This is a genomic window from Streptosporangium roseum DSM 43021 (assembly GCF_000024865.1).
Classification (GTDB): Bacteria; Actinomycetota; Actinomycetes; order Streptosporangiales; family Streptosporangiaceae; genus Streptosporangium; species Streptosporangium roseum.
This window is the reverse complement of sequence record NC_013595.1, coordinates 6108467-6122127: the sequence shown is the minus strand read 5'-3', so window position 1 is coordinate 6122127 and position 13661 is coordinate 6108467. Positions and strand designations below refer to the sequence as shown.

At 73.5% G+C, this 13661-nt stretch carries 8 protein-coding genes; 6 read left to right on the top strand and 2 right to left on the bottom strand.

Going from position 1 to position 13661, the window contains the following annotated elements:
- Positions 1-78: 78 nt before the first annotated feature.
- The 6 genes from SROS_RS26940 to SROS_RS26915 all read left to right on the top strand — a co-directional run bounded on the left by SROS_RS26940 (position 79) and on the right by SROS_RS26915 (position 7035).
- Positions 79-918: a hypothetical protein gene (locus SROS_RS26940; protein ID WP_012892079.1), complete on the top strand. Its 840-nt coding sequence runs from the start codon at positions 79-81 to the stop codon at positions 916-918.
- Between the two features lie 548 nt (positions 919-1466).
- Positions 1467-3008 (top strand): ABC transporter substrate-binding protein, encoded by a 1542-nt coding sequence (locus SROS_RS26935; protein ID WP_012892078.1) that lies wholly within the window; start codon positions 1467-1469, stop codon positions 3006-3008.
- 220 nt (positions 3009-3228) lie between these two features.
- Positions 3229-4179: an ABC transporter permease gene (locus SROS_RS26930; protein ID WP_012892077.1), complete on the top strand. Its 951-nt coding sequence runs from the start codon at positions 3229-3231 to the stop codon at positions 4177-4179.
- Entirely contained in the window at positions 4176-4964 is a 789-nt protein-coding gene (locus SROS_RS52365) for an ABC transporter permease subunit (protein WP_012892076.1), read from the top strand. The genes SROS_RS26930 and SROS_RS52365 overlap by 4 nt, the downstream gene beginning before the upstream one ends.
- Entirely contained in the window at positions 4961-6496 is a 1536-nt protein-coding gene (locus tag SROS_RS53985; protein ID WP_012892075.1) for an ABC transporter ATP-binding protein, read from the top strand. Before SROS_RS52365 ends, SROS_RS53985 begins: the two co-directional genes overlap by 4 nt.
- On the top strand, positions 6493-7035 hold the full coding sequence (locus SROS_RS26915; RefSeq protein WP_012892074.1) for a GNAT family N-acetyltransferase: 543 nt from the start codon (positions 6493-6495) through the stop codon (positions 7033-7035). The genes SROS_RS53985 and SROS_RS26915 overlap by 4 nt, the downstream gene beginning before the upstream one ends.
- 59 nt (positions 7036-7094) lie before the next feature.
- Here the strand turns inward: SROS_RS26915 and SROS_RS26910 are convergent, their stop codons facing one another.
- Positions 7095-8183 carry a TauD/TfdA family dioxygenase gene (locus tag SROS_RS26910; RefSeq protein ID WP_012892073.1) on the bottom strand — a complete coding sequence of 363 codons (1089 nt, stop codon included), beginning with the start codon at positions 8181-8183 and terminating at the stop codon, positions 7095-7097.
- On the bottom strand, positions 8180-13600 hold the full coding sequence (locus SROS_RS26905; RefSeq protein ID WP_012892072.1) for a non-ribosomal peptide synthetase/MFS transporter: 5421 nt from the start codon (positions 13598-13600) through the stop codon (positions 8180-8182). The genes SROS_RS26910 and SROS_RS26905 overlap by 4 nt, the downstream gene beginning before the upstream one ends.
- Positions 13601-13661 lie beyond the last annotated feature (61 nt).

Here is a 13661-nt window from a genome sequence, read left to right as displayed (position 1 = left end):
CGGCCACGGCCGGGGCCCGCGGGCGCCTCGCGGAGGAGGCGGGTAGTTTGACGGCATACCGACCTTCGAGGAGAGACGTTGCCGCCCGCCCAGCCCAGTGTCCTGTACGTCACCGATCTGGCCTACCAGGCGCGGGGGCGCCGATACTGCGACGAGGACATCTTCCTGACCTCCCGGCTCCGCGAGGACTTCGACGTCGCCCTGTGTCACCCGCTGGACGCGGCCGCGCTGATGGACGCCTTCGACATGGTCGTGGTCCGCAACAGCGGGCCCGTGCTGCAGTACGCGGCCCAGTACACGGCCTTCCGTGACCGGGCGCTGAAGAGCGGCACGCGTGTCTACACCCAGCTGACGGGCAAGGCGGACCAGGTCGGCAAGCAGTACCTGCTCGATCTGGTCTCCGAGGGATACCCGGTCATCGCGACCGTCGACCGCCCGGAGGACATCGGCCGCCTGCCCGACGCGGCCGAGTATGTGATCAAGCCCAAACTCGGCGCGGACTCGATCGGGCTGGAGTTCGTCACCCGGGACCGGCTGGAGGGCGCGGCGTTCGACGGCGTGCTCGTCCAGCCGCGCGTCCGCTTCTGCTACGAGGTGTCGTTCTACTTCATCGACCGCGCCTTCCAGTACGCCCTTCACGCACCCCGTCCCGACCGGCGATGGGTCCTGGAACGGTACGCACCCACCGCGGCGGACCTGGAGTTCGCCCAGCGTTTCGTCGACTGGAACGACATCGACCACGGGATCCAGCGCGTCGACGCCTGCCGCACCCCGGACGGGGAGCTCCTCCTCGTCGAGCTGGAGGACCTGAACCCCTATCTCTCCCTGGACCTCCTCGACGAGGAGGTCCGCGACTCCTTCGTCGCGACCATGAAGGTGTCCCTGCACGGTCTGCTCGGTACCGCCCCTTCCTCCTGAGCGCCGGAGTCCGAGCGTCAGGTCTGAGCGCCGCGTCTGAGCGCTGTATCTGAGCGCCGTATCTGAACGCCGAGCGGCCGCGGGCGGTGATCCCGGCTCCCGCCGGTCACGCGAAGGGCAGCGGTCTTCTGCCGGCATGCCTTCAGGACGGTGGTCTTCTGCCGGCATGCCTTCCGGGGGGCTGGGCCGGGACGGCGTGACTCCGCGAAGTTGCGTAAAAAATGAAAATCATTACCATTCTCTTTAGCTGACCGGGCGGCTGAGGAGGCGTTTTGGGCATCTGCCGACGGCCGGGATGCCGGGCGGGCGCGACGAGCGCCCTCCCGCTCGGGGTGGTCCGGGAGACGGGACGCGATCCCCACGACGATCCGACGCGTGCCGCCGCGGGCCGGGCCGTCCCCGAGGCATGTCCGATGCCCGGCCCGGACGGCGCGTAGACCTCCGCCGCTGCCGGCGGAGCCGTCCGGCGTCCTGCTCCACGTCGTGGCGCGGCCACGACACCCCGGTGAGCGGCTACGGCACTCACCCCGTGAAAGGACCCTTCCCCCATGCACTCCCTGAACCGCCGTGCCTTCCTCGGCACCACCGCCGGGCTGTCCGCCGCCCTGCTCGCCGGATGCGGTCCCGGTCCCGCGACCGGGACCGCCGCCACGGGCCGGCCACGCAGGGGCGGCCGGCTGCGCGTCGCGTTCGCCGGAGGCGGGGCCCAGGAGACCCTGGACCCGCACCTGTCCAACCTGTTCGTCGAGGCCTCGCGGTCGAAGGCGCTGTTCGACAAGCTCGCCGACTACGGCCCCGACCTGTCGGTCCAGCCCCGTCTCGCCGAACGCTGGGAGCCCGACGCCGCCCTCACCACGTGGCGGGTCACCCTCCGCCAGGCCGCCTTCCACGACGGAAGGCCGGTACGGGCCGCCGACGTCCTGTACAGCTACGCCCGGATCGGCGACCCCGCCCGCGCCTTCCGCGCCAGGACCACCCTGGCGGTGATCGACCTGGCCCGCAGCAGGGCCGTCGACGACCGCACCGTGGAGTTCGCGCTCAGGCAGCCGTTCGCCGAGTTCCCGAACGTGCTGGCCGCCTTCGGCGTGTTCATCGTCCCGGAGGGCACCGAGGACTTCACCCGGCCCGTCGGCTCCGGCCCGTTCGTCTTCGGCTCCTTCGAGCCGGGCCGCTCCCTGCTGCTCAGGCGCAACCCCGACTACTGGGAGGGCGCGCCCCACGTCGACGAACTGCAGTACCTGATCGCCAACGAGGAGTCGGCCCGCGTCAACGCGCTGCTCGGCGGGCAGGTCGACTACGCCCACGACATCACCGCGACCACCGCCCGGACCTATCGGGGCAACGACCGCCTGGCCGTCACGCGGCTCACCAACAGCGGCATGCAGGCCTTCGCCATGAAACTGGACCGGCCGCCCTTCGACGATCGCGACCTGCGCGAGGCCATGTTCCTGCTGGCCGACCGGGAGCAGCTGGTCGACACCGTGCTGGGCGGCGCCGGGCAGACGGGCAACGACCTGTTCGGCAGGGGATACCAGTACTACGCCGAGGAGATACCGCAGCGCGCCCGGGACCTCGACAGGGCGCAGTGGCTGGTGAGAAAGGCCGGCGCGAAGGGGCTGCGGATACGGCTCGACACGTCCGCGGCGGCCGGCGGCTTCGTGGAGTCCGCGAGCGTCTTCGCCGACCAGATGCGGCAGGCCGGGCTCGACGTCAGGGTCGCCGTGGGCGACAAGGACACCTACTGGAAGGACGTCCTCGACGGGGGCAGCCTGTGCTGCTTCCGCTCCGGTGCGATGCCCATCGAGTCCCACTTCTCGCAGCGCCTGCTCAGCACGTCCACCACCAACATCACCAAGTGGAGGCGCCCGGAGTTCGACGCCCTCTACACCAGAGCCGTCTCGCTCGCCGACGAGAAGGCGCGCCGCGACGTGTACGCCGAGATGCAGCGCATGCAGCACGCCGAGGGCGGCTACCTCGTCTGGGGTTTCGCCGACTGGCTCGTCGCGACCGCGCCGGGGGTGGGCGGCGTCGTCGACGCCCCGGCCAACACCCTGGACTGGGCCCGATTCGACAAGGTCTGGCTGGCGTGAGCGGCCGAGGCGGGGGCGGGTCGAAGGGCCGGGGCCCGGCCCGCGTGAGCGGAGGGCATGGCGGACCTGGCAGACCTGGCGGAGCCGGCGGACTCAGGGGGCATGGCGGGCCCGGCGGACTCAGGGGGCATGGCGGATCTGGCAGACCTGGCGGACCCCGCGGAGGCAGTGGACCCGCCGGGCCCGTCGGGCAGCTTTCGGAACCGGGGCGGCGGAGCCCGTGAGCCTGCCGGGATACGCCGTACGGCGACTGCTGCTCGGCCTGGCGCAGATCGTGGCGGTCACGATGCTGGTGTTCGCCCTCACCGAGGCGCTGCCCGGGGACGCCGCCGTGGTGCTGGCCGGTGACGTGCCCGATCCGGCGCGGATCGACCGGATCCGCCAGGAGCTGGGGCTCGACCGGCCCGCCCCGGTGCGCTACGCCGACTGGCTGCTCGGCCTTCTGCGCGGCGATCTCGGGTCGTCGCTGACGGCCGGGCGCCCGGTCACCGGATTCCTGGCCGACGCCGGTGGGCCGACCGTCCAGCTTGCCGCGATCACCCTGCTGCTCCTGGTCCCGCTGGCCGTGGCCGTGGGGGTCGTCGCGGCGATCCGTGAGGGCCGGCTGCTCGACCGGGCGCTCACCTCGGTCGGCATCGGCCTGTACTCGGTACCGGAGTTCGCCCTCGCCGTCGTGCTGGTCGCGCTGTTCGCGCTCCGGCTCGGCTGGTTCCCGCCCACCGCGGTGGGCGTCGGCCCTGACCTGCTCGCGCAGCCGGCCGTGCTGGTGCTGCCTCTCCTCGTCCTGCTCGCCCGGCCGATCTGCTCGATCAGCAGGCTGGTCCGGGCGGGGATGATCGACGCCCTGCGCTCCGACTACGTCCGTCACGCCCACAGGCTCGGGCTCTCCACCCGGCGGGTGAGGCTGGCACACGCCCTGCCCAACGCGGTGGCGCCCGCCGTACAGCAGCTCGCCCGGACCACGGACTGGCTGCTCAGCGGCGTGATCACCGTCGAGGCCGTGTTCGTCGTCCCCGGCCTGGGCACCGCTCTGGTGAGCGCGGTCTCCGCACGCGACATCCCGGTGATCCAGGGGCTCGCCCTGGTCTTCGCGGCCACCACCGTGGCCGTGAACCTCGTCGCCGACGTCGTCGCCTTCCGTCTCGCCCCGCGCGCCGGAGGTGCGGCATGAGATCGGCGCTGAGATGGGGGCCGGGCATCGCGCTGCTGAGCGTGCCGCTCGTGGTGGCCCTCGCCGGCCCGTGGCTGGCGGGCGAGCCGGACCCCCGTGGTGTCCCGTACGGCTCCGGCCCCCTCCTGGGGACGGACTTCGTCGGGCGGGACGTGGGGGAGCAGGTGCTCCTCGGAGGCCGGACGGTCGTGGTGGTCGCGCTGGCCGCCACCGTGCTGGCCTACCTCGCGGGCACGCCGCTGGGCGTGCTGACCGCGATGACCGGCCGCCGGTGGCTCGACGAGCTGCTGATGCGGCCGCTGGACCTGCTGCTGGCGATCCCCTCGCTGCTGCTGCTCATCCTGCTCGCCGCCGCCGCCCCGCCCGGGGCGCTCACCCTGATCGTCATCGTCGCCGTGATCAACATGCCGGAGGTGGCCCGGATCTCCCGGGCGGCGGCGCTGGAGATCGCCGCCCGGCCCGCGATGGAGGCGATGCGGCTGCAGGGCGAGAGCCGGTGGCGCCGGGCGGCCGGATACGTGGGCCGCTCGATGCTCCGCACGCTCCTGGCCGACCTGGGCGTCCGCGTCGTCGGCGCGCTCTACCTGGTCGCGACGGCGAGCTTCCTGGGCGTCGGAGTCCCCCCGGACGCAAGCGACTGGGCGGTGATGGTGGACCGCAACCGCACCGGCATGTTCCTCCAGCCCTGGGCGGTGGTCGTCCCGGCGCTGCTCGTCGTCACCCTGTCCGTCGGGCTGAACCTGCTCTTCGACGGAGTGCGGAGACACCGCGAGGAGGCCACGTGATCCGCGTCGTGGGGCTGCGCGCCGAGACCGGCGGCAGCGCATTGGTCGACGGTGTCTCCTTCGAGCTTGCCGCCGGCCGGGTGCTCGCCCTGGTCGGGGCCTCGGGCAGCGGCAAGACCACGATCGGGCGGGCGCTGCTCGGCGAGCACGCACCCGGCGTGGCCCTGTCCGGGACGGTCGAGGTGGGCGGCCGGATCGGCTACCTGCCGCAGCATCCCGCGTCGGTGCTCAACCCGGTCCGCCGCGTCGGCGCGGTGCTGCGCGAGATCGCCCGGCGGCACGCCCCGGACGGAGCGGCGGCGGAGCGGGTCGCGTCCGTGCTCCGCCGCGCCGGGCTGCCCACGGGCGAGGACCTGCTCCGCCGCTACCCGCACCAGCTCTCCGGGGGCCAGCAGCAACGCCTGGTGCTCGCCCAGACCCTCCTCACCGCCCCGTCGGCGATCGTCGCGGACGAGCCCACCACCGGGCAGGACGCCGTCACCAGAGGAGAGGTCGTCGACGAGCTGAGGGGCCTCGCCGGCCAGGGCATCGCCGTGGTCCTGCTCAGCCACGACCTGGACGTGGTGCGCGCACTCGCCGACCAGGTCGTCGTCCTACGCGGCGGCCGGGTGGCGGAGAGCGGCCATGCCGAGGACGTGTTCACCCGGCCCGCGCACGACTACACCCGGCGGCTGCTCGCCGCCCGGCTCCCGGCGACCCCCCTTCCGGTTCCGGCGGTGCCGTCTCCGGCCCCGGCGGGCATTCCTCCCGGTCCGGCGGCTCCGCCGGGACGGGTGCGGATCGAGGTCGCCGGCCTGACGGCCGGGCACCGCTCGGGCCCGGTGCTCGACGACGTGTCGCTGCGGGTGGCCGCCGGGCAGTGCCTGGCGCTGGTCGGGCGTTCGGGGAGCGGGAAGACCACCCTGGCCCGTTGCGTCGCGGGACTGCACGAGCCCGCACGCGGGACCGTGCTGCTCGACGGGCGGCCCCTGGCTCCGTCGCTGTCGCGCCGGCGCCGCGAGGACGTGGCCCGCGTGCAGTACGTCTTCCAGGACGCGCACGCCTCCTTCGACCCGGGCCGGACGGTGGCCGAGCAGGTGAGCCGCACCGCCATACGGCTGCGCGGCCTCGGCCCGGGGCAGGCGCGGGAGGCGGCGCTGGACATGCTCGGCCGCGTCGGGCTCGGCCCGGCCGCGGCGGCCCGCAGGCCCGGGGGACTGTCCGGCGGAGAGCTCCAGCGCGCGGCGCTCGCCCGCGCGCTGCTCGCCTCCCCCGACGTCCTCATCTGCGATGAGATCACCTCCGGCCTGGACACGGTCACCCAGGCCGGCGTCCTCGACCTGCTCGACGGGCTCCGCCGCGCTCTCGGCCTGACCCTCGTGCTGATCAGCCATGACATGGGCGTCGTCGCGCGGCTGGCGGACCACGTCGTGATCCTCTCGGAGGGGAGGATCGCGGAGGAGGGCGGCGCCGCGCACGTTCTCGCCCGGCCCCGGCACCCGTTGACCCGCGCCCTGCTCGACCGGCACCCCCACCAGGAGAACCAGATATGAGCCCGTACGACGTCCGCATGGCCGGCGCCGAGCACCTCGAGGGTGCGCGCGGCGTCATGCTCGACACCTTCTACCACGAGTTCGGGTACGGCTACCGCCCCGAATGGCACTGGGACGTCATCGACCTGGAGGGCGCCTACCTCCGTCCGGCCAGGCACGCCCTGTTCGTGGCCGTCGAGGGCGCCGAGGTCGTCGGGACCACCGCGGTCAGGGCCGCGCCCCCCACCTGCCCGCCGCACCCCCGCTCCCTCGCCGACCGCTACCCGGCCGCGACCACCGCCCAGATCTTCCGCGTCTACGTGCGGGCCGGGCACCGGCGCCACGGCCTGGCGAGGGCCATGGTCGGGCTCGCGCGCCGGTTCGTCACGGACGCGGGCGGTTACGAGGCCCTCTACCTGCACACCGACACGCGCGTCGAGGGCGCGGAGGCGTTCTGGCGGTCACTGGCCACGCCGGTCCACGACGGCCGGGACGGCGACGCCGGGCACTTCCAGACCCTCCACTTCGAGATCCCGCTCGGTGTCGGCCGGGCGGAGTGAGGCCGGCCGGCCGTTCCGGTGCCGCCCCCGTGACGGGTGGCACCGGAACGGCCGGCGGGTCAGGAGCGGCGGCCGAACCAGCGGCGCGCCTTCGCGGGCTTGGCGGCCGCCCCGGCCCCGGCTCCCGCCCCGGCCCCGGCCGCGGTCCTGGCGAAGCCGGCCTGCGGCTGGACGGTCGGGGCGCAGGTGTCCAGGGGCACCGGGTCGCCCATGGTGACGACGATCTTGCGGGGGCCCTTGAAGGACTCGCGGGCGTGGGCGGAGAGGATGTTGTCGACGATCAGGATGTCACCCGGCCGCCATGTCTCCCTGACCGTCGCCTGGCGGTAGGCCTCGTCGATGGTCTCCACGTCCTGCCTGGAGATCGGCTCACCGTCGCCGTAGGCGGTGTTGAAGGGCAGGTTGTCGTGGCCCAGGTCCTCCAGGAACACCTCGCGGACCTCCGGGTCGAGCGCCCACTCGTTCCAGAAGACCGTGTGGTTGAACCAGACCTCCTCCCCGGTCCCGGGATGGCGGATGGTCGCCGAGCGGCGCTGCACGGTGCGGAGCTGGTCGTCGCCCACCCACTCGTGGGCGATGTGGTTGTCCGCGCAGTAGGCGGCGACCTCGTCCCTGTCCTCGGTGCCGAACGCGGTGCGCCAGCCGAGGCTGATGTGGTCGCCGTAGTTGCGCACCAGGGACCAGCCCTGCGCGCGGAACCGGTCGGCCAGCGGCTGCGGGATGCCTCTCAGCACCTTGCGCACGTCGGTCACCGGGGTCGCGCCCCCCTCGTCGGGGGCGATCAGGCAGCCGAACATCAGCAGCCCGGGGAAGTTGAGCGCGTAGCTGTTCTCGTTGTGCGGGCGGATCGACTGGGACGGAGGCAGGTCGGTGGAGGAGTAGACGTCCTTGCCGAAGTGGCTGCGCGGGGTGGCCTTCTCGACGTACCCGGCGAGCTTGGAGATCAGGGCGTCGCGTACCCCGGCGAAGTCCTCCACTCCCTTCACCGGCAGTCCCCGCAGGTAGAGGGCGCCGTGCTCGTCCAGGCCCGAACGGATGGCGTCGCGGTTCTCCCGCAGCCAGTCGCAGGTCTCGCCCAGGTCCGAGCCCTGGGCGTCGGCCGCGGCGGGCCTGCCCTCCCTGACCTCCCAGGCGATGGTGGTGTTCACGATGCGTGGGTCCTTTCCAGCTCTTCGATGCCGATGAGGTCGTCGGGCTTGGCGTCGGGCACCTCGTCGTCGAAGCGCGCCAGGGTCCCGATCCGGGTGGCGGCGAGCACCAGCAGGGCCATGCCGAGCCCGCACAGCAGGTACAGGAGCCCGATCCCGCGCCCCGGCCCGGTGCCGATGATCGCGCCGACGGTGTCCGCGAGCGGGCCGCCCGCGGCCAGCAGCGGATCGAGGAGCGGGCCGGCGAGGGGGGCGATGACGCCGAAGCCGAGCGGCACGGTGGCTGCGGCGATCATGGTGTTGACCGCGATGATCCGGCCCTGGAACCGGTGCGGCACCTTCACCTGGATGATCGTCATGATCGTGCCGTTGATCATGGCCAGCGCGAAGGACATGCCGAAGGCGCCGATGCCGATCAGCCAGAGGCTGGGCCGCAGCCCGGTCAGCACGCCGGCGACCGCCATCAGCATCGTCGCGGCGATCGCGCCGCGCAGCCTGCGGTGGGTCGGGCCGCCCCACAGGCTCATGACGACGCCGCCGGTGATCGCGCCCGCCCCGGCCGCGACCGCCACCGCGCCGGCGGCCTGAAGCGGGGCGAAGGAGAGGACGAGCGGCGAGACCATGACGAACATGGGGGCCAGGAAGAGGTTCACGCCGGCGAAGAAGAACAGCATGCCGCGGAAGCTCCGGTGGCCCAGCGAGAACCGGAAGCCGTTGGCGATCTCGGCCGAGATCGGCTCGCGGCGGCGCAGCCCCAGCGTGGTGGGGAACTTGACGAGGAGCACCACGACGATGGCGAAGGTGTAGGCCGCCACCTGGATGGTCAGGATGCCCTCCAGCCCGATCGCGGCGAGCAGGCCGACCGCGATGAGGGGGACCAGGAACTGGGCGGTGCCGATCGCGAGCTGCACGATGCCGTTGGCGTGCCCGAGGTAGCGCTTGGGCACCAGCTGCGGGATCGACGCCTGGTAGGCCAGCCGCTGGAACGTCACCGAGACGGAGACGAGGGCTATCAGCGCGTAGAGCGGGCCGACCGAGAGCCGGTCGGTCAGCAGCAGGGCGAGCATCACCGCCTGAGTGACGCCCGACACCAGGTCACCGGCGATCATCACCCGCCGCCGGTCGTAGCGGTCGACCACCGCGCCCGCCAGCGGGGCCACGATGATCCCCGGCACCAGGGCGAGCAGGGCGATGAGCCCGAAGTGGGCCAGCGACCCGGTGACCGTGTAGATCCAGATCGGCACCGCGAACTCGGTGAGGGCCGAGCCGGTGAGCGAGACGAGCTGCCCCAGCGCGACGGGCAGGAACCGGCGCATGCTCGGCTCGCGCTCCTCCCGCACGGCCCGCCGCTCCACGCTGTCCTGAAGCCACCAGGTGCCGCCCGCCTCGCGCGAGTGCGCCTCCCGCCAGGCCGCGTCGGCGGTGTGGGTGCCGGTGAGGATCTGGGCGAGCTCGCCGGCGCGGTACTTGGGGAAGAAGTGCCCGGCCTCGTCGATGACGACCAGTGACGAGGAGTCGGACAGGAAGCACCACTCCTTGAAGCGCTCCTGGTAGAACTCGGTGCTCGGGTCGCGCTCGCCGACGACCGAGACGATCGGCGCCCTCAGCCGGGGCTGCTCGGTGCCGAGGAGTCCGGTGAAGTGCTCCTCGGCCATCCGGCCGTCCTCGCGCATCAGCTCGACGGTGAAGGCCACCTGCTCCTCGTCGAGCCCCGACATGTCGCCGCCGAGCGCGCGCAGCTCGGCCGCGATCGTGCGGGTGCCGTGCAGGCGGTCGTTGATCAGCGTGCTGAGCGAGCCGAGGAAACGGCCCTTGGGCCGGGCGAAGGGGAAGATGCCGCCCAGGTAGAGGGCGTCCAGCTCGCGCCCCGACGCCTCGATGCGCTGGGCCAGCTCCACGGCCAGCGCGCTGCCGGGCGCGCAGTGCCCGTAGACCACGATCGGGCCCCGGATGTGCTCGGCGATCTCCTCGACGCAGAGCCGCGCCACCTCCCCGTAGGGCAGCTGCCCCTCCTCGCCGGGCTCGCGCCCGGGGGCGGCGACCGCGTAGAGGGAGTAGCCGGCGGGCATCGCGTCGGCGAGCGTCTGGTAGACGACCGCGTTGGCGCCGCCGTACGGCACGCAGATGACGGAGCCGACGCGGTCCTGCGGGGCGATCGGGCGGGTCAGCTCGGCGAGTATCCGGCGCGGCGCCGCCGTCTCGCCCCTGCGCTCGGTGACGAGCGTGGCGAGCTCGGCGACCGTGGGGTGCTTGAACATCTCCAGCACGCCGATCGGCGGCCTGCTCTCCGGGAAGGCCTTGCGCATCCTCGCCACGACCTGGGTGGCCAGCAGAGAGTGGCCGCCGAGGTCGAAGAAGTTGTCGCCGGTGCCGACCCGTTCGAGGTCGAGGACGCCCGCCCAGATCGCGGCGATGGACTCCTCGGTCGGGCCGGAGGGGGCGATGTAGCCGGGCCGCTGGTCCAGACGCTCGGGTCCGGGGTCCGGCAGCGCCCCGCGGTCAACCTTGCCGTGGGCCTGGAGCGGGAAGCGGTCGAGCCAGGCGAAGCGGCCGGGGACCATGTACTCGGGCAGCCGGTCGAGCAGGTGCGCCCGCAGCTCGGAGACCGGGGCCTCCTCCGCCCCCGGCTCCTTCTCCAGCCAGGCGACGAGGTGGTCGCCGCGCAGGTCGACCACGCCCTGGACGACCCCGGGGAGGGTGCCGAGCGCCGCCTCGACCTCGCCGAGCTCCACCCGGTAGCCGCGGATCTTCACCTGGTGGTCGGTGCGGCCGAGGAACTCCAGCCGCCCGTCGCCGAGCCTGCGGACCAGGTCGCCGGTGCGGTACATGCGTGCTCCGGCCGCGCCGTACGGGTCGGCGACGAACCGCTCGGCGGTCAGCGCCGGACGGTCGAGATAGCCGCGGGCCAGGGTGTCGCCGCCGATGTAGAGCTCGCCCGCGACCCCCGGCGGCACCAGGCGCAGCGCCCGGTCCAGCACGTAGACGCGGGCGTCGGGGAGCGGGCGGCCGATGGGCCAGGCCGTACCGGGCGCGGGCGCCCCGGGGTCCACCCGCTCGGTGGTCACCGCGACGACCGTCTCGGTGGGGCCGTAGCTGTTGAAGATCGCGCAGCCCGCGCGGGAGGCCAGGTCACGGACCCAGGCGGTCGGCGACGCCTCGCCCGCCAGGACGAGCGCGCGGCGCGGCAGCAGCCGCTCGGGCTCCACCTCCGCGCCCAGCGCGGCGAGATGGGAGGGCGTCATCTTCAGGTAGTCGAGGTCGCGTACGGCGTCGGCCAGCTCGGGCCCGGAGCCGCGGCGGGGGAGCTGGTGGAGGGTGCCGCCGCCGGTGAGCGGCAGGTAGAACATCAGCATGCTGAAGTCGAAGGCGAGCGACTGGAGCAGCCCGAAGGCAGCGCCGGGCACGATGTCGTAGTCCTCGCGGATGTACTCCAGGTAGGCCACGATGTGCCGGTGCTGGACGCCGACGCCCTTGGGCCGCCCGGTGGTGCCGGAGGTGTAGATCACGTAGGCGAGGTCGCCGGGGCCGGCGAGCGGCTCCGGCGGAGTGTCGTCGCCCTCGCCGGGCAGCCGGTCCAGCTCGACGAGCGTGCCGGTGAAACCGGCCGCCCGGTCGCGCAGCGCCGAATCGGTGACCAGCACGACGGCCGACGAGTCGGCGAGCAGGAACTCCAGCCGGTCGCGCGGCTGCTCGGGGTCGAGCGGCAGGTAGGCGCCGCCCGCCTTGAGCACCGCGAGGATCGCGACCGCGGCGTCCACGGTCCCCTCCAGGCAGATCGCGACACGCGCGTCGGGGCCGACGCCGGAGTCCCGCAGGTGCCTGGCCAGCCGGTTCGCCCGGCGGTGCAGCTCGGCGAAGGTGAGCGAGCGCTCCCCGGCGACGAGGGCGACCGCGTCCGGGGTCCGCGCCGCCTGGGCCTCGGCCATCTCGCCGAGCGTGCGGTGCGCGGGCCGCCAGGTGCGGGTGCCCGCCCAGTCGCCGAGCAGTGACCGGTGCTCCTCCTCGCCGAGCAGCGACACCTCGGACAGGCGTCGGCCGTGGTCGGCGGCGGCCTCCCGCAGGAAGCGCCGCATCGAGTGCTCGATCCGCTCGATGGACGCGGGCTCGAACAGGTCGGTGCGGTAGGTGAAGAGGCCGCTCAGTCCCTCGTCGGTCTCGGTGACGTAGAGCGCGACGTCGAACTGGGTGATCGCCAGCGGCGGGTCGAACGGGGCGACGCCCAGCCCGGCGACGGTCCTGTCGCGCTCCACCCGGTTGGTCAGCGTGAAGGTCACCTGGAAGATCGCCGAACGGCTGGGGTCCCGTTCCACGCGCAGGTCGTTGACGAGCTGGTGGAAGGGGTGGTCCTGGTGGGCGAGCGCGCCGAGCACGGTCTCCCTGGTGCGCAGCAGGTGCTCGGCGACGGTGGGATCGTCACCGGTACGGCTGCGCAGGGTCACCATGTTGACGAAGGAGCCGACCACCTCCTCCAGCTCGCGGTAGGGGCGTCCGGCCACCGGAGAGCCCACCGCGAAGTCGTCCTGGCCCGCGTGCCGGGCGAGCACCGCCTGGTAGGCGGCGAGCAGGGTCATGTAGAGCGTGGCACCGTGCGCGCCGCCGAGCTCGCGCGCGGCCTCGGCCAGCTCGGCGTCCCAGGTGAAGGCGTGGACCGCGCCGTCGAAGCGCTGCTCGGCCGGGCGCGGGCGGTCGGTGGGCAGCTCCAGGTCGGGCAGCCCGGCCAGCTGCTCGCGCCAGAAGGCGACATCGGGCTCGACGGCGGGACCCGCCAGCCGCTCCCGCTCCCACACGGCGAAGTCGCCGAACTGGACGGGCTGCTCGGGCAGCGCCGGCGACGCGCCCTCGCGGAGCCCGCCGTACAGCCTGAGCAGCTCGCCGGCCATGATCTCCAGCGACTGGCCGTCGCTGACGATGTGGTGGACGGCCAGCAGCAGCACGTGGTCGTCCGGTCCGACGCGGACCAGTACCGCCCGCAGCAGCGCGTCGGCCGCCAGGTCGAACGGCCGGGCCAGCTCCTCGCCGACGAGCTCCGCCGCCCGCTCGGCGGTGCCGGCGTCGAGGACCGTCAGCACTGCGGGCCCCGGCTCGTCGACGACGACCCCCGGCCGCCCCTCCTGCGCGGGGAAGCGCATCCGCAGGGCCTCGTGCCTGGCGGTCAGCGCCGTCAGAGCCTGCCTGAGCAGCTCGGTGTCCAGCTCACCCGTCAGGCGCACGGCCAGCGGGATCGTGTAGGCGGTGTTCCCCGGAGCGAGCTGCTCCATGAACCACAACCGCTCCTGCCCGCTGGACGGCGGCGGCGCGGTTCCCTCGGGGCGGGGCTGGACGGTGGTGCTCCCGGCCCGCCCGCGCAGTCGCTGCGACAGGAGGGCACGTTTGTCCGCCGGAAGGGCGACGGCGCGCTCCGACAGCTGCTCGGTCATCCGGGGCTTTTCCTTCCTTGCTGATCCTTGCCGGGACTACGGCCTTGCGGGAACCGGGGCT

Bases quoted from the DNA above. Each gene is read 5' to 3' on its own strand.
- SROS_RS26935 (WP_012892078.1), top strand. From the start codon at position 1,467: ATGCACTCCCTGAACCGCCGTGCCTTCCTCGGCACCACCGCCGGGCTG.
- SROS_RS52365 (WP_012892076.1), top strand. From the start codon at position 4,176: ATGAGATCGGCGCTGAGATGGGGGCCGGGCATCGCGCTGCTGAGCGTG.
- SROS_RS26915 (WP_012892074.1), top strand. From the start codon at position 6,493: ATGAGCCCGTACGACGTCCGCATGGCCGGCGCCGAGCACCTCGAGGGT.
- SROS_RS26905 (WP_012892072.1), bottom strand. From the start codon at position 13,600: ATGACCGAGCAGCTGTCGGAGCGCGCCGTCGCCCTTCCGGCGGACAAA.